16 protein-coding genes and 1 pseudogene are annotated in these 16,510 nt (G+C 65.6%); 14 read left to right on the top strand and 3 right to left on the bottom strand.

The genetic code is table 11. The features are described 5' to 3' along the window. The first annotated feature begins 143 nt into the window (after positions 1–143). From C4900_RS01730 to rpoH, 14 genes and pseudogenes are all read left to right on the top strand, one after another. Positions 144–1,085, top strand: a complete 942-nt coding sequence (locus C4900_RS01730; protein WP_065971503.1) for an ABC transporter ATP-binding protein — start codon at positions 144–146, stop codon at positions 1,083–1,085. After that, positions 1,082–1,837 (top strand): ABC transporter permease, encoded by a 756-nt coding sequence (locus C4900_RS01725; protein WP_114282207.1) that lies wholly within the window; start codon positions 1,082–1,084, stop codon positions 1,835–1,837. The genes C4900_RS01730 and C4900_RS01725 overlap by 4 nt, the downstream gene beginning before the upstream one ends. Then, positions 1,834–3,162: a GldG family protein gene (locus tag C4900_RS01720; RefSeq protein ID WP_114282206.1), complete on the top strand. Its 1,329-nt coding sequence runs from the start codon at positions 1,834–1,836 to the stop codon at positions 3,160–3,162. The genes C4900_RS01725 and C4900_RS01720 overlap by 4 nt, the downstream gene beginning before the upstream one ends. Continuing rightward, on the top strand, positions 3,159–4,040 hold the full coding sequence (locus C4900_RS01715) for a hypothetical protein (RefSeq protein WP_065971500.1): 882 nt from the start codon (positions 3,159–3,161) through the stop codon (positions 4,038–4,040). Before C4900_RS01720 ends, C4900_RS01715 begins: the two co-directional genes overlap by 4 nt. Then, on the top strand, positions 4,024–4,839 hold the full coding sequence (mutM, locus tag C4900_RS01710; RefSeq protein ID WP_065971499.1) for a bifunctional DNA-formamidopyrimidine glycosylase/DNA-(apurinic or apyrimidinic site) lyase: 816 nt from the start codon (positions 4,024–4,026) through the stop codon (positions 4,837–4,839). The genes C4900_RS01715 and mutM overlap by 17 nt, the downstream gene beginning before the upstream one ends. Before the next feature lie 61 nt (positions 4,840–4,900). Beyond that, positions 4,901–6,829, top strand: coding sequence for a dynamin family protein (locus C4900_RS01705; protein ID WP_147267101.1), 1,929 nt, complete (start codon positions 4,901–4,903; stop codon positions 6,827–6,829). Positions 6,830–6,836: 7 nt separating this feature from the next. Next, positions 6,837–8,165, top strand: coding sequence for a chloride channel protein (locus C4900_RS01700; RefSeq protein WP_211306714.1), 1,329 nt, complete (start codon positions 6,837–6,839; stop codon positions 8,163–8,165). Then, positions 8,152–8,715 carry a 16S rRNA (guanine(966)-N(2))-methyltransferase RsmD gene (gene rsmD / locus C4900_RS01695; RefSeq protein WP_114282203.1) on the top strand — a complete coding sequence of 188 codons (564 nt, stop codon included), beginning with the start codon at positions 8,152–8,154 and terminating at the stop codon, positions 8,713–8,715. The genes C4900_RS01700 and rsmD overlap by 14 nt, the downstream gene beginning before the upstream one ends. A gap of 9 nt (positions 8,716–8,724) precedes the next feature. Next, positions 8,725–9,200, top strand: a pseudogene (gene coaD, locus C4900_RS01690) (pantetheine-phosphate adenylyltransferase). Between the two features lie 28 nt (positions 9,201–9,228). Further along, on the top strand, positions 9,229–9,483 hold the full coding sequence (locus C4900_RS01685; protein WP_110135891.1) for a YfhL family 4Fe-4S dicluster ferredoxin: 255 nt from the start codon (positions 9,229–9,231) through the stop codon (positions 9,481–9,483). 6 nt (positions 9,484–9,489) lie between these two features. Continuing rightward, positions 9,490–10,464 carry a signal recognition particle-docking protein FtsY gene (ftsY, locus tag C4900_RS01680; RefSeq protein ID WP_065971495.1) on the top strand — a complete coding sequence of 325 codons (975 nt, stop codon included), beginning with the start codon at positions 9,490–9,492 and terminating at the stop codon, positions 10,462–10,464. Further along, positions 10,451–11,110, top strand: a complete 660-nt coding sequence (gene ftsE, locus C4900_RS01675; protein ID WP_065971494.1) for a cell division ATP-binding protein FtsE — start codon at positions 10,451–10,453, stop codon at positions 11,108–11,110. Before ftsY ends, ftsE begins: the two co-directional genes overlap by 14 nt. 364 nt (positions 11,111–11,474) lie before the next feature. Beyond that, complete coding sequence (gene ftsX, locus C4900_RS01670) at positions 11,475–12,374, top strand: permease-like cell division protein FtsX (RefSeq protein ID WP_147267100.1); 900 nt, start codon at positions 11,475–11,477, stop codon at positions 12,372–12,374. 114 nt (positions 12,375–12,488) lie between these two features. After that, the gene (rpoH, locus tag C4900_RS01665) at positions 12,489–13,358 is read left to right on the top strand and encodes an RNA polymerase sigma factor RpoH (protein WP_114282201.1); all 870 of its coding nucleotides are present in this window, start codon (positions 12,489–12,491) and stop codon (positions 13,356–13,358) included. A gap of 267 nt (positions 13,359–13,625) precedes the next feature. Here rpoH and C4900_RS01660 read toward each other — a convergent pair whose 3' ends face one another. The 3 genes from C4900_RS01660 to C4900_RS01650 form a co-directional block, all read right to left on the bottom strand. Next, positions 13,626–14,210 carry an acyltransferase gene (locus C4900_RS01660; protein WP_114282200.1) on the bottom strand — a complete coding sequence of 195 codons (585 nt, stop codon included), beginning with the start codon at positions 14,208–14,210 and terminating at the stop codon, positions 13,626–13,628. 3 nt (positions 14,211–14,213) lie between these two features. Further along, the gene (locus tag C4900_RS01655; protein ID WP_114282199.1) at positions 14,214–15,209 is read right to left on the bottom strand and encodes a hypothetical protein; all 996 of its coding nucleotides are present in this window, start codon (positions 15,207–15,209) and stop codon (positions 14,214–14,216) included. Between the two features lie 79 nt (positions 15,210–15,288). Beyond that, the gene (locus C4900_RS01650; RefSeq protein ID WP_114282198.1) at positions 15,289–16,467 is read right to left on the bottom strand and encodes a class-II aminoacyl-tRNA synthetase family protein; all 1,179 of its coding nucleotides are present in this window, start codon (positions 16,465–16,467) and stop codon (positions 15,289–15,291) included. Positions 16,468–16,510: the final 43 nt, after the last annotated feature.

Genomic DNA, 16,510 nt, shown 5'->3' with positions numbered 1-16,510 from the left:
GAAAGAGCGACCCCGCGCAAACGCACCCGGGACGCGAGAAAATGCCGCTCGTCGGTGTCAGCGGACATCGCCCGCGCTCCGTTGACAAAAAGCCGCCCTCGGCCTTTAATGCCGCCTATGCAGAGCGGGACCCAGGTGAGATCATGAGCAATCCCGAGGTCCTCGTCGAGACCGACGCGGTCACGCGCTTCTACGGACGCCACGCGGCCGTGTCGGACATGAGCTTTGTGATACGTCGCGGCGAGGTGCTGGGCTTTCTCGGCCCCAACGGCGCGGGCAAAACCACCACCATGCAGATGCTAAGCGGCAACCTCGCGCCGTCGTCGGGCCGCGTCCTGATTGCCGGACATGATATGCATGAGGCCCCTGAAAAGGCCAAGGCACACCTCGGCTACCTGCCGGAATACCCGCCCTTGTACCGGGAGTTCACGGTCGACGAATATCTCGACTACGCGGCCGCGCTGCGGCGCATTCCGCGCAAGGCGCGGCGCGCGGCGCGCGAGCGCGCCAAGGCGCGCTGCGGGCTCGGCGACGTCGGCGGGCGGCTTAGCGCCAACCTGTCGAAGGGCTTCCAGCAACGCGTGGGGCTCGCGCAGGCGATCATCCACGATCCGGACGTGGTCATACTAGACGAGCCGACCGTGGGTCTCGACCCCATCCAGATCCGCGAGGTCCGCGCCCTCATTCGCGAACTCGGCCGCGAGCACGCCGTGATCCTGTCGACACACATCCTGCCGGAGGTGCAGGCGAGCTGCGACCGCGTTCAGATCATCCACAAGGGCCGACTGGTGCTAAGCGAGAACATCGATACGCTCATGGCGCGCATGGAGTCGCAGGCGCTCATCGCCGCATTTCGCAGGACCCCGAACCTGGATGCCATCGGCAAACTCACGGGGGTACGTTCGGTGACGGTGGACGATGATGGCCGCGTGCGCATCCTCCACGAGCCGGGCGCCGATCCGACCGACGCGATCGTGCGGCTCGCCATAGAGCAAGACTGGGGATTGCGCGAGATCAACCCCGAGCATTCCACGCTCGAATCGATATTTGTGGAATTGACAGGCGAATCGCCGGAGGCGGCATGATACGCACCATCGCCTGGCGCGAGTGGCGCGCGCTGTTTCTGTCGCCGCTTGCCTTCGTCATCCTCGGAGTCACGCAGATCATACTGGCGCGATTGTTCCTGGGACATGTGAACTTGTTTCTCATGATAGAGGGACGTCTCACCACACTGCCGAACGCGCCCGGCCTCACGACGCTTGTCGCGACCCCCTTGCTCGGCAACGCCGGCGTCCTGCTTTTGCTCATCACACCGCTTGCCACCATGCGGCTTATCGCCGAAGAGCGTCACAACCGGACCTTGACTCTTTTGTATTCTTCGCCCGCGTCCCTTACCGAGATCGTGCTCGGCAAATACTTCGGCATCTTGGGCTTCTACGCGGTCATCATCCTCATGAGCCTTGCCATGCCGCTGTCTCTGCTTATAGGCGGGGGGCTCGATTGGGGAGCATTGGCCTGCGGTCTGCTGGGGCTCGTGTTGTTCGCATCGAGTCTCGCCGCCATCGGGCTTTTCATGTCGACCTTGACCCGCCATCCGGCGGTCGCGGCCATGGGCACCTTTGGGGCCGTGTTCTTTCTATGGATCATCGACTACGCCGGACATGGACGCGGCGCAGGCGGCGCGCTCGTGGGCTACCTCTCGATCGTGAACCATTACGAGCCCTTTTTGCGTGGACTCTTCGACACCTCGAATGTCGCCTACTATCTGGTGCTTACCGCGACCTTCCTCGTCTTTAGCGTGCGCCGGCTCGAAACCGACCGCCTGGGGACGCGATGAACTGGGATCGGGCGGTAACCGCCGGCGGGCGCGGACTCTTTGTGGTGCTGTGGCTCGTAGTAGCGGCGCTCGCGCTGTACGCGGCGGCCCGCTTCCACTACGTGGCGGACTGGACGGCCAACGGGCGCAACAGCTTGAGTCGGCCGAGCGTGCATATCGTACGTTCCCTGCATGCCCCGGTGGAGATCACAGCCTTTGCCCGTGGCGCGCGGATACGCCAAGGGCTTGACGCACTCATCGCCAAATACCGGCGAGTGGATTCAGACATCCATCTGAAATTCGTAAACCCCGACAAGCACCCGGCCCTGGTGCGCCACCTCGACATCGGCTTCAACGGGGAACTCGAGATCCGCTACCAGGGGCGGCAGGCCCTGGTGTCCAGCCCCTCGGAGAGTGGTATCACGAATGCCCTCGCGCGGCTTGAACGGACCGGTATCCGTCGACTCACCTTCCTCACGGGAAACGGGGAGCGCAGGGTACAGGACCAATCCGGCCTCGGCCTGTCGTCATGGGCAAGGGAGCTGCGCGCGCGCGGCTTTACCGTCACATCCGCCAACATCAGCAAGGGCGCGCTTTCACCGCAGACCCAAGGCGTCGTGGTCATCGCCGACCCGCGCGTACGCTTTCTGGCAGGCGAGGTCACCACGCTCCAGGACTTCGTCAAGGCCGGTGGCAACCTCCTCATCATGCTCGAACCGGGTCATGCCGAAGGCCTCTCCCCGCTCCTTGTAAAGATGGGCATGCGCGTGCGCAAGGGCTATGCGGTTGATCCGGCCTCGAGCCTGCTCACTGGCGCAAGCCCGGACTTCATCGCCATCCGCCACTATCCGAATCTCGGGCCGGTGCGCGGCATGCATCTCGTGACGGTGTTCCCAACCGCCGCGGCGCTCGCCCTGAAGCCCACCCATGGCCTGAAACCCATCCCTATCCTTGCGACCGGCACCGACGCCTGGACCCAGGAGGCACGACTCGCGGGCCTGGTGTCGCCGCCGCCCGGCATCACACCCTCGGCGCTCACCATCGGCGCGGCCCTCGAGCGCCCCTATAAAAACGGGAAGCAGCGCCTCGTGGTCCTGGGCGACAGCGATTTCGCCGCCAACAGCTACATCGGCGAGGGCGGCAACCTGGCGCTGGCGATGAATCTCGCCAATTGGCTTGCGCACGACGACGCGTTCATCAATCTCCCAAACCGCGCCTCCCCGGACCTCACGCTCACCCTCACAAGCGCCGAGGAGGATGTCATCGCCTTTGGGTTCCTGCTGGTGCTGCCGCTGCTCTTGCTGGGGGCCGGCGTTGCGGTCTGGTGGCGGAGACGGCGGCTATGAGCCTTACGAGGCAGGGCCTTGCCAATGGTGCGCTTGTGGTCGTGGCAGGCGTGCTCGCCTGGGTCCTGTGGTCGCGGCCCGGGCCACGGCCGCAGACGCCGGCCCCGCGACTCGCCCCGGTCAAAAGTACGGCCATCACCGCGATCACGATCACGCGCCCCGGTCGGCCGACGATCCGATTGCACCAGACGGCGGGGCACTGGCAGCTCGTGCAACCCTTCAAGGCCCGCGCCGCGCGCTTTCGCGTGGAGGCCCTCACGGACATCGTCGATGTCAGGCCGCACGACCGCTTCGCGGCGCCGAGCCGACCGCTCGGCGCCTTTGGCCTGGCGCCACCGCAGGCGATCGTGACCTTGAATCACAGGCGCATCCTCATCGGTCGACGCCGGCCGTTTGGGGATCTCCGTTATGTCTTGATCGGGCACACCATCGCCCTGGTACCGGCCGAGATCATCCATCCGCGCCGACTTACAAGCGACAGCTTCTTGAGCACCCGGCTGCTTGGCGACCACATCCATCCGGTGAGCTTCTCGCTACCGGATCTGACGGTGACCCGCCATGACGGTATCTGGCACGCCACCCCAAGCCCCGCCCAGGTCTCCAATGACCGCATAAACGGCTTCGTGGACGCGTGGCGCTACGCGCGCGCGCTGTCTGTCACCCGCTACCATGGCGCCGCCGTAACCGGACGCGTCGTCATCCATTACCATGAACGGGGCACCAGCAAGACGCCGGCCCGCCATACCCTCGTCATCGACATCCTGGCGACCCATCCGGAGCTCGTATTGCTAAGACCGGACCAGGGGCTCGAGTATCACTTTCCGCAGGAGATCGGCGAACGCCTGCTCGCGATCCGCCCCGGTGCCCGAACTTCCTGAGGTCGAGACCACCCGCCGGGGGCTCATCCCGTGGATGCGCGGGGCGCGGATCGCCGATCTCGTGGTGCGCGATCGCCGCCTGCGCTGGCCGATCGCGCCCGATCTCGGCGCGCGCCTGCGCGGTCGCACGATCAAGGACATCGGCCGGCGCGGCAAATACCTGCTGGTGTGGCTCGACCGCGGGGCGCTGATCCTGCATCTGGGTATGTCCGGGAGCCTGCGCGTGGTGGGTGACACACCCGCCGGACCGCACGACCCCTTCGATCTCGTATTGGCCGGCGACCCACGGATGCGTGTCCGTCTGCGCGACCCACGCCGTTTCGGGGCCTTGCTCCATAGCGACGACCCGCTCTCCCACCCGCTCATCGCCACGCTCGGCCCGGAACCCCTCGAGGCAGGCTTCGACGGCCGCTACCTGCACGAGCGGGCCCGCGGACGGACCGTCGCCATCCGCGACCTGCTCCTAAACGGCCATGTCGTCGCCGGTATCGGCAATATCTATGCCAATGAGGCCCTGTTCGAGGCCGGCATCCACCCACGCCGGCCGGCAGGACGCATCAGCGCGGGGCGCTATGACGCGCTCGCCGGCGCCATAATCGCGGTCCTGTCGCAGGCGCTGTCGGCAGGGGGTACGACCTTGAAGGATTTCGCCGCAAGCGACGGGCAACCGGGGTATTTTCAGCAGCAGCTGCGCGTCTATGGGCGCGCCGGAGCGCCCTGCCCGCGTTGCGCGGCGCCGATCGCACGGCTGACGGCAGGCGCGCGCAGCAGCTATTATTGCCCAAGGTGTCAACACTAGCGGCGTCTTGGCCTATACTGTGCAAGCGGCCTCAAGACCGCACACGCAGGGGGCGCGGGACATGAATCAAACAGCGATCGAGCAGCGCTTCGAGGCCTATGGGCTATGGCGCCGCGACCTCGCGCAGGCGTTAGTCGAACTGCGGACATGGCTTGTGGAGCATGGCTTGAGCCAGCCGCACAGCGACCTCCACCTGGAGCGCATGCACAACGTCCTGCGCGACGACAAGCTCTATCTCGCCTTCGTCGCCGAATTTTCACGTGGCAAGTCCGAACTCATCAACGCCCTGTTCTTCGGTGAACAGGGCCGGCGCATCCTACCCTCGAGCGCCGGGCGCACGACCATGTGCCCGACCGAACTCTTTTACGAGGCCGAGCGTCCGGCCTGCATCCGCCTGTTACCGATCGAGACCCGCCGTAACGGCGCTACGATTGCAGAGTTCAAGGGATTTCCCGACGAGTGGCAGACGATCGCCCTGGATGTCAACAACCCACAGGATACGGCCGAGGCCCTGCGTCACATCGCCGAGGTCAAGCGGGTGCCCGCGGAAGAGGCCCGCGCCCTGGGGCTCACCGTCACCAGCGACATCACCAAAACCGGCGCCACGGTCAATGCCGAAGGGGAGGTCGAGATCCCGCGCTGGCGCTATGCGCTCATCAATTTTCCCCACCCGCTTTTGTCCGAAGGGCTTGTGATCCTGGATACCCCGGGACTGAACGCCCTGGGAGCGGAGCCGGAACTGACCCTGAACACCCTGCCCAACGCGCACGCCATCCTGTTCGTGCTGGCCGCCGATACCGGCGTGACGCAGTCGGAGATCTCGGTGTGGCGCGACCACGTGGCCGGCAGTCACAAGGGGCGTCTCGTGGTCCTGAACAAGGTCGACGGGCTGTGGGACGATCTGCGTCACCGCCGCGACGTGGAGCACGAGATCGCCCGCCAGGTCAGCGAGACCGCGCGCTATCTGGGCGTCACCGAACGGCGCGTCTATCCGGTGTCGGCGCAAAAGGCGCTGGCTGGCAAGATCCGCAGTGACCGTGACCTTGAGGAACGCAGCGGCATCGGCGCCCTCGAACGGGCCCTGGCCGACGAGCTCCTGCCCAGCAAGGGCGGCCTTGTCGCCCAGACCGTCGCCCATGAGTTCGGCGAGGTCGAGGCCTCGGTGGAGCGCATCATCGCCCAGAGACTGCAGGGCGTGCGCGAACACTTTGGTGAACTGAGTGCCCTGAACGGCAAGAACATGGACGTGATCGAGCACATGATGGGCAAGGTACGCGCCGATAAGACCGAATTCGATCGCAGCATGCAGCGCTTCCATGCCACGCGCACGATCTTCGCCCAGCAAAGCGCGGCGTTGTACGCCAAGATCAGCCTGCGCCAGCTCGATGCGCTCATCCTGGAGACCAAGAAAACCATGGAGACCTGCCTTACGACTGCGGGTCTCAAGACCGCCATGCAGGCGTTTTTCGAGTACGCGCGCACGCGCATGGACGAAGTGGTCAAGGACAGCCAGGAGATCAAGGCCTTGATGGATGGCGTGTATCAGAAGTTCCAGGAGGAGCATGGGCTTGCCAACATCAAGCCCGCGACCTTCTCGGTCATGCGTTACACGCGCGAGATCAAGCGCCTTCAGGAAAAACACGAGCAGTTCATGGGCGGCCTGTCGCTCATCATGACTGAACAAAAGGCGGTCGTGCGCGGGTTCTTCGAGTCGGCCGTCAGCAAGGTGCGCGCGATCTATGTCAGCGCCAACCGCGACGCCGACGACTGGTTGCGCGACATGATGGCGCCCATGGAGTCCCAGGTGCGCGAGCACCAGGCCCAGCTGCGGCGCCGGCTGGAGAGCATCAAGCGTATCCACCAGGCCAGCGACACCCTCGAGGCGCGCATGGCCGAGCTAAAGCAGGTCCTGGAGGAGATCAGCGAACAGCACCGGACGGTGCACGCCGCGTTCCGTCGCATTCGCAGCCAGCTGGGCGCGGCCCCCTAGGGCCGTCGTGCATCGCCCCTGGCGTCCGATCCGCCGGTTCCGCGGGCTCGTGCGTGGGCGCCATTGGGCCCCGCGCATCGTCTTCTGGGGAAGCGCCGTGCTCGTCGGGCTCTCGGCCGTGGCCCTGACGAAGCTTGGCAATCTCGCGAACACGAGCTTCCTGGCCCTCTACCAGCACTGGCCATGGGCGGCGTTCCTGGTAAGCCCGGCCGGGCTTGTCCTGTCCTTGTGGCTCACCCGCCGGTTCTTTCCCGGGGCCCAGGGGAGCGGCATACCGCAGGTCATCGCGGCGCTGTCGCAGCGTACCGGGGAATCACCCTCGCGATTGCTGTCGGTGCGTATCGCGATCGGCAAGATCCTGCTCACGACCCTCGGGCTGTTCGCCGGCGCCTCGATCGGACGCGAGGGCCCGACCGTCCATGTCGGCGCCTCGTTTACCGCCGCCGCCGGTCGGCTGGCCGGCATTAAGCGCCCCGGGCTCGAACGCGCGCTGATACTGGCAGGCGGCGCCGCCGGTATTGCCGCGGCCTTCAACACCCCTATAGCCGGCATCATGTTCGCGATCGAGGAGCTCGCGCGCGGCTTCGAAGAACACGCCAGCGGCACGATCATCATCACCATCCTCATCGCCGGGCTTACGGCGGTCGCCATCGAGGGGAACTACACCTATTTTGGTGTGACGCAGGCAACGCTCGCGCCGGGCCAATGGCTGCTGGTGCCGGCGTGCGGTATCACGGGCGGCCTTGCCGGCGGCCTCTTCAGCCGCCTGGTGCTCGACCTTAGTCTGCGTCTGCGCGAGACCTTCGCGCGCTACCCCTACCGCCTGGCGCTGATCGCAGGTCTCGTGATTGCGATCCTCGGGGCCATCTCGCATGGCAGCTCCTTCGGCACAGGCTACCCGCAGGCCCGCGCCCTGGTCATGGGCGGCGCGCGCCTGCCATGGTCTTTCCCGCTGACCAAGTGGCTTGCAAGTCTCGCCTCTTACCTGAGCGGCATCCCCGGGGGACTGTTTGCCCCGGCGCTCGCCACCGGGGCCGGATTCGGGGCCGATATCGGCCGGCTGTTCCCGGCCGCGGCGTCGCAGGCGGCCGTCATCCTTGGCATGGTGAGCTATCTGAGCGGCACGGTGCAGACCCCCATCACCGCATTCGTGATCGTGATGGAAATGACCGCCAACAACACCATGCTGTTTCCGCTCATGGCCGCCGCCTTCATCGCCACCCTGACCTCGCGGCTGCTGTGCCGGGAACCGATCTATCAGGGGCTCGCCGGGCGGTTCGTGGCACGTACCGAGACCCGCACGGTAGCGGCAAAGGATTACGATGGGCCGGCCTAAAGGCCCACGCGTACGCCTCATCGCCGGACGCTGGCGGGGGCGCCTGCTGACCTTCCCAGCCGAGCCGGGCCTGCGGCCGACCCCCGACCGCGTGCGCGAGACTCTCTTCAATTGGCTGAATCCGTGGCTTGCCGGGGCACGGTGCCTGGACCTGTTCGCAGGCTCCGGGGCCCTGGGCTTCGAGGCGCTGTCACGGGGCGCGGCGGCCGCGACCCTGGTGGACAGCAACCCCCTGGCAATCGCGGCATTGCGGGAAAATCGCGAACGGCTCGGCGCCGAAGCGATCATAACGGCCTCCGACGGCCTCGACTACCTCGCCGGCCTGGGACCGGCGGCCTTCGATCTCGTTTTTCTCGACCCGCCCTACGCGAGCGGCCTCCTCACCCGTGCCTTGACCGTGATCCTGGCACGGCGCATCCTGACGGCAGCGGGGCTTGTCTATATCGAAAGCGCGGCGGCCGATGGTTTCGAGTTGCCGGCGGGCCTGCGGTGGCATAGGCGCGGGCGCGCGGGTCTCGCCGCCTTCGGTCTTGCCGCACTTACGTCCTGAGGATCACTCGTGACCACCGTCGTCTATCCGGGGACATTCGACCCCTTTACCAATGGCCACACCGACATCGTGCGGCGCGCGGCAGCGCTCTTTCCGCGGGTCATCGTCGGGGTCGCCGCCAATGTGCGCAAGGCCCCGCTCTTTTCCTTGGCACAGCGCGTGGCGCTCGCCGAGGAGGCCTTGACCGGGGTCCCGGGGGTGGCGGTCATCGGTTTCGATACCTTGCTCATGGACTTCATCCATCGTCAGGGGGCGCGGGTCATCGTGCGCGGCCTGCGTGCGCTTTCGGACTTCGAATACGAGTTTCAGATGGCCGGCATGAACCGCCGGCTCGACGCCACGGTCGAGACACTATTCCTGCCGGCATCGGAACGCGACGGTGCGCTGTCGTCGTCCTTCGTCAAGGAAATTGCGGCCTTGGGGGGGACGTAAGCCCCTTCGTTCACCCGGCCGTGAAGGCTGCATTGACGACCGCGTTGCGGTAGACTTGCGCCTCTATCGAGGAGGGCTGCCATGGCCTTAATGATTACCGACGACTGCATCAACTGCGACGTCTGCGAGCCGGAGTGCCCAAACGGGGCCATTTCCCCAGGCGAAGAGATATACCGCATTGATCCGAATTCCTGCACCGAATGCGTGGGCCACTACGATACCCCCCAGTGCGTCGAGGTCTGTCCCGTCGACTGCATCCCCAAGAACCCAGACCGCGTGGAGAGCAAAGAATCCCTGTACGAGAAGTATCTGGCGCTGACCCGCAAGACCGGCTAGGCCCGCATGGCGCTCTTTCGTAAGACGACGGGCGACAAGAGCGAGAAACCGGGCGTCTTCGCCCGCTTGGGCGAACGCCTCGCCGCCACCCGGCGGGCCTTGAGTGGGAACGTCAGCAGTCTCCTTGGACGCAAGCGTACCCTGGATGCAGCGCTGCTCGAGGACCTCGAGACCGCGCTCATCACCGCCGACCTCGGCGTAGACACCGCCAGCGCCGTGATGGCCGACATCACAAGACGCGTGTCGCGCAAGGAGCTCGGCGATACCGAGGCCGTCTATGCGGCCTTACGCACCATCCTCTACGAGATCGTAGCGCCCTGCGAACAACCCTGGCCGATCACGCACCAGCCCGAGATCGTGCTCATGATCGGCGTAAACGGCGCCGGCAAGACCACGACCATCGGGAAACTCGCCGTCCGGCTGCGCGCCGAAGGCCGATCGGTCCTGCTCGCCGCCGGGGACACGTTTCGCGCGGCGGCCATCGAGCAGCTCGGCGAATGGGCGCGCCGGGCCGAGGTCGCCATGATCAGTCAGCCGCGAGGGGCCGATGCCGCCGCCGTCGCCCATGATGCCTTGCAGGCGGCGCGGGCACGAGCGGTGGACGTCCTTTTGATCGATAGCGCCGGTCGTCTGCATACCCAGACTGGACTGATGGACGAGCTCGCCAAGATCAAGCGCACGCTCGCCCGTCTCGATGCGCGCGCCCCGCACCAGGTCCTTCTGATACTGGATGGCGGCATCGGCCAGAACGCGCTGGCCCAGGTCGAGCAATTCCATAAGGCCGTGGGCGTGACCGGCCTGTGCATCACCAAGCTCGACGGGACCGCCAAGGGCGGCGTCGTGTTTGCGCTCGCCAAGCGTTTCGCGCTGCCGATCTACTTCGTGGGCGTCGGCGAATCGGCCGATGACCTGCGCCCCTTCGATGCCCGCTCCTTCGTGGATGCGGTATTGCCGGCCGAACTCGTCGATGATCGAGCTTAAGCACGTCTTCAAGCGTTATCCCCTGGGGATCGAGGCCTTGAGCGACGTCAGTTTCCGTGTGGCGCGCGGCGAGATGGCCTTCCTGACCGGACCCTCGGGGGCCGGCAAGAGCACCGTGCTGAAACTGATCTGTCTGCTGGAGCGCCCGACGCGCGGCCAGGTCATGGTCAATGGCCATGACTTGGCGCGCTTGAAGCCATACCGTCTGCCGCACTTTAGGCGCGAGATCGGCGTAGTCTTCCAGGATAACCGGCTTTTGAATGAACGCACGGTGTTCGACAACGTCGCCCTGCCGCTTTTGGTGGCCGGCGTAACCGGGGATGAGGTACGAAAGCGCGTGTTGGCGGCCCTCGACAAGGTGGGCCTGCGGGGCCGTGAGCGCGGCTTTCCTCTGGCCTTGTCCGGTGGCGAGCAACAACGCGTGGGTATAGCACGCGCGCTCGTGCACCGCCCGGCGCTGCTCATCGCCGACGAGCCGACCGGGAATCTGGACGCCGCCTTATCCGATGACATCATCGACCTCTTCCAGGAGTTCAACGACCACGGCGTCACGGTCCTGATCGCCACCCACGACCTGCGCCAGATCGGACGCTTGCAGGCACGCGTGATCCGGCTCGGCGAGGGTCATATGGTGAGTGCCGCATAAATCGCCCGCCCAGGCTCGCCAAGGACAATCGCGGCTGACGGCCCACCCGTAGTCTGGCAGCGGCAAGGCGCGGCTGACGGCCGTGGCCGGATGGGTCATGATCCCGTTCGGTGCGCGGTCACGATCACGGCGGCGTGCGCCGGGCGAGCCCGCCTGGCCACCCACGACTCCATACGAAAGCCGGCGGTGGCCGCCCCCGGGGCCGGCCACACGGTTAGCGGATACCGCGGCTTGCCGCCCGGTACGCGAACGTGTATGAAAGGGGCGAGCGGGAGACGGGCAACAGCACCTGCCGTGCACGCCACCTGCCGCTCTTGACAGCCCACTCGCGATGGCCATCGCGGGTTACGTAAGAAGGATCGCCATGAAGGCCTACCTGACCCGTCATATGCAAGTCTTCATGAGGACGCTCGGGGACTTCGCGCGCAGTCCGGCGGCTACGTTTCTGACCGTCGTCATGATCGGCGTGACCCTGGTGTTGCCGACCGGTCTCTATGTCGGACTCCTCAATCTGCAACGCCTGACCGCAGGCTTGCAGCCGCGCGGGTCGCTCTCGGTCTACCTGACGAAGGGCGTATCCAATACCGCCACCATCGCCGCCATCCGCCGGATCCCGGGGATCGCCGCTGTGCGCTACATCTCGCCGGCCGAGGGTCTGCGCGAATTCTCGGCCGCCTCCGGTCTGGGCACTACCGCAGTGGCCTTCCGGCACCACAACCCGCTGCCGGGCGTGGCCGTGGTCACGCCTGCCGGGGACACGCCCGCCAGCGTGGCGCGCCTGGCCGCGCAGCTCAAGGTCGTGCCCGGCGTCGCCCACGTGCAATCCAACCTCGCGTGGGTCGAACGCCTCGATGCCGCACTCGCCCTCGGCCACCGGCTGGTCGTGATCCTGGCCGTCGCACTGGGGCTTGCGCTCATCCTTATCATCGGCAATACCACGCGCGCGGCGGTGGCAAGCCGCGCAGACGAGATCGCCGTGGTCAGCCTCGTTGGGGGAACCAATGCCTTCATCCGGCGTCCCTTCTTATATGCCGGGGCATTAACCGGGGGGCTCGGGGCGCTGTGCGCGCTCATCCTCCTGGAAACGGCCTTCCTGGCCCTGGACGGGCCGGTGGCGGCGCTCGATCGCGCCTACGGGGCCCATTACCAGCTGATGGGGCCGGACCTGGGGCAGGCCCTGGGGCTTCTGGGGGTGGGGGCCCTGCTCGGATGGCTGGGGGCCCGGATCGCGGTGGGGCAGGCGTTGCGCTCCCACCGGATCTAGCCGGAGCCGGGCGCGACCCCGGGGAACTATTCCGGGAAATTAGCACTCTCAGGGCGAGAATGCTAAAATGCAGTGTACTTTACGGTCGATACGGACAGTCGAAGGGGGTAGGACATGACCATGCACACCTTGCCAGTCGCCGTCAATGTGAGCGCCGAGGGCGGGCTCTCGCACTACCTGCGGCTTGCCAACGCGGCGCCGGTACTAGACGCCGAACAGGAGCGGCAGCTGGCGATCGAGTACCGGGAGCACAACAACCTCGAAGCCGCGAGGCAGCTCGTACTCTCCCAGCTCCGTTACGTCGTGCGCGTGGCGCGGGCCTTCGCGGGCTACGGCCTACCGCAGGCCGACCTCATCCAGGAGGGTAATATCGGCCTTATGAAGGCCGTCAAGCACTTCGACCCGGCGCACGGCGTACGCCTGGTATCGTTCGCGGTGCATTGGATCCGCGCCGAGATCTACGACTACATCCTGCGCAACTGGCGGATCGTAAAGATCGCCACCACCAAGGCCCAGCGCAAGCTATTCTTCAATCTCCGGCAATCGCGCGCCCGGATCGGCTGGATGAACGAGAGCGAGATCTCGAATCTCGCCGCCGACCTCGACGTGCCGACCGAGACCGTAAAGGAGATGGAGTCGCGCATGGCAAACGCGGATGTGCCGTTCGATGCCCAGGACGATGGCGACGACGAGGAGTTCCGGTCATCGCCGGCGGGCTTCCTGCAGGACATGCGCTACAATCCCGAGAGCCTGCTCGCCCACGCCGATGCCGAGAGTTCGCAGCAGGATCGGTTGCAAAACGCCTTGGTATCGCTGGATGGCCGCAGCCAGGACATCATCCGCAGGCGTTGGCTGGCGGCTGACAAACCGACCCTGCACGAACTGGCGGAGGAATACGGGGTCTCTGCGGAGCGCATCCGTCAGATCGAGAAAAAGGCCCTCGACACCATGAAGGGCGTACTGCTCTCGCCGGAGCCCGCCTAGACGCAGGTCGCTTAGCTATCAAAGGCTAACCGCCCGAGGCTTGTCTAGCCCCGGGTATCTTAGAATAGACCCATTGCGAGCAGACCGGCATCGCGGTCCTGACGCCCACAGGAACCCTCCCAAAGCCGCCGCCACGGCCGGATGGACTGACCCCCAGGCAGGCCGTTATGGGGATAGGCCGCGTTTGCCGCCCCGACCGGGGCTTGGGGCAGGGAACCCATCGTGTCCTGTCGCGCACACTTTCATTTCGGAGGGACGTCTCGCCCCTCAGGCCGCCGAAGGCACGCGGCGCGCCGGGTTGCCGATGACGGTAGAACGGTCCGGGACCGTCTGGATGACGACCGATCCCATGCCGACAATGCAATCGGCGCCCACATCGGCGCCGATCACCGCGCCCTCGCCGATCCAGGTGTTGGCACCTATGACCACGCGCGTGACGTTGTCCTCGCCGCCGATGCCACCGGCGGCGCTACCGTGATAATAGAGCCCGGAGGTGATCGAGACACGGCTTGCGATGCGCACCCCCGAACCGAGATCGACCAGGCCCATGACGCAGTAGGCCCCGATCCCGGCCCGCGCGTGCACGCGCGCCCCACGCTTCGAGAAATAGCTCCCGAAATGGACAGTCGCACCGGTCTCGAAGAGTGCGAGCGTATGGCCATAGTAGGCGCCGCGCGCGGCGTCGCCTATGACTCCCGGAACCAGGGCCAGCAGCTGGGCGCCGAGCGTAAACCCGTCGTCGCGTCCACCGCTATACCGGTCACCCGCCGCCAGTACCAGTGCCGGAAACGCGATCACGGCCCCAAGACCGGCGAGCAAGGCCTGGAGTGCCCCCTTGAAACGCCGAGTCATAGCCTAGAATACGTCGAGACAGAATCTATCCACGGCCTCCGGCAGCCCTGTGATGTCGGGACGCAGGGCGCCGAGCAGAAGCCGCAGTTTCCGCGGTGCCGCGCGGAACCCAAGACGACGGAAGACATCGAGGTCGGCGCACCCGGTATCCGGCACCATGACCGCCTCGGCGCCCTGCGCGAGCGCGGCACGCAGCACCGTGTCGACGAAGGCGACGCGGGCGGTCGGCTCCAGACGCATGACCGCGAATGCCTCCACATAGGCGTTCATGCCGACCCGCTCCGATAGCACCGGCAAAAACGAGAGGCTCACGAGACCCAGGACCTCGCCATGGGCCTCATAGACGTAAGTCGTCACGCGCGGCCGCAGGCGCAGCAGAAAATCGATATCCTCGCGCTCCACCACCTTGGCAAGCAGCGCCTGGGCCGTGCATGCCGACAGGAGCGTGAACGCAGCCGGCGCGTCGGCCGGCTCATAGCATCTCACCCGCCCCGGGTCGCCGGGACCAAGGCGCGTGCTGATAATCGCAGGGACCCCGGCCAGATAACGGAAATTACGCACGCTTTGTACCGTAAGACCGCGTGCGGCAAAGGCCCGCGCTACGGTCTGATTGGCCGGTGTGCCGGCCACGGTCACCGCCACATAGAGCTCATAGCCCTGGTCGCGCGCGCGGTCCAGCATGAGCCCCTGTTGGCGATCGCTCAGGCGGTGGCGCCGATAGCGCCCCGACACGGTAAAGAAGCTCCCGAACACCGCGCGGTACACGCGCCCGCCGACACGCAGGCGCAGCGGCACGAACGCAAGATAGGAGGCGAGATCGCCGTTTGTGGCGCGCAGACCCACGGCCATCGACGGGTCGGCCGTTGGTCTTAGGATGTGCATCGTCAAAAGATCGCGCTCATATACCCAGCAAGGCGGCGTCCAGTTGGCACGCATAAGCGCACTCACCTCTTCGAAGTCCGGACTCACGACCTCGTCGAAACACACCACGGACTCCACATTCCCGATCCCTGCAACCCGACTCGCTTGCACCGTATGTCCCCTTTGTTCGAACAACCCTTGAACACAAGATCCGCGCCTACAGGCGCTCGGCGGCATTCTCTACAAGCTCCACGGCACGCTTAAGGCCATGCTGGCAAACACACGCATACAAAAGCCGCTCGAGCCCGAATGCCGCGCACCCGGTATGGGCCGGCTCTCCGTCACCGGCACCGATCTCGAAACGCGTCCCGAAAAACCGCTCGTGATAATTGAACGAGGCACAAGCAATCGACACGTCCGGCGAGATGTCCACCTTCAGTTCGTACTTCAGGTCGTTGGCCAATTGAAAGAAGCGCAAAGAGGGAAAATCACTCGCAAAAAACGGATCGCACGCAGTCTCGAGCCGTGCCGAAAGATCCAGGAGTTCGACGAGCCGCCAGATGACGTTGATGGCCCTCTCGCGGGCGGCTAAAACCTCATCACGCACACCGAGCCAGACGATCTCGCGCATGGAAAACTCCCATAAGCGGTCTAGTCCCGTAAGGTTCTTCGATTCGTAACGAAAGCATCGACCGTGCGCGGTAAAGGCACTGACCGTCCCCGCCGGGAGGCTTTGGCCCATGAGTGCGCCGTACGTGTGATAGCACACGGCCGGCGAAAGACAGTACTCGGGGGGCGCGATCTCGCCCACGTCCTCGAAAACCGGATCCTCCCCCTGGCGATGGCGCTGCCCGAACCGCTCGATGGCCTCGAAGTCTTCCTTCAAGTGCACGGCAAACGTAACGGAATGGGGAAACGATGCGAAATATCCGGCGCGTCGCAGCCAATCGCTGGGCACGAGCGAATTATAGGACTGGGATACGGCCTGGAATTCACGCGCGGCGAGACGTTCGAGAAGACCATCCAGACGGTTCAGGAGGCCCATGAAGGCCCCACTCCGGCCGACCGTACCTTGCCCCGAGACCCATAGGCCACCCTGTTCGACCAGCTCTTCGTAGGCCTTGGCCGAGAATGCACCCGATTCAAAGGACCGCTCGCGCAGGATTTTAGGAGTGACCGCCAGGCGCTCGACCTGCATCTTACCGATCAGATGTTCGAGCTTGGCCGCCACATCGCCACTCGCCCCGGGACCTTGCAGATCAATCTCGAGACAGTTCGAATCCTGCCGATAGCGGGACTTCACAATGGCGGCGTCGCAATAGCAGGCGCGCTTGGTGATCTCCGTGCATACATCGGGCGGAAGGTTGGCGGGCAACGGGATCGCAAGAGTTTCCATGCCGAGTTCGTCCTTGATTCAGCTATGCCATTGGCCCGACATC

Origin of the sequence: Acidiferrobacter thiooxydans (assembly GCF_003333315.1) — a bacterium.
Taxonomy (GTDB): domain Bacteria; phylum Pseudomonadota; class Gammaproteobacteria; order Acidiferrobacterales; family Acidiferrobacteraceae; genus Acidiferrobacter; species Acidiferrobacter thiooxydans.
This window is presented reverse-complemented; position numbering and strand designations above follow the sequence as displayed.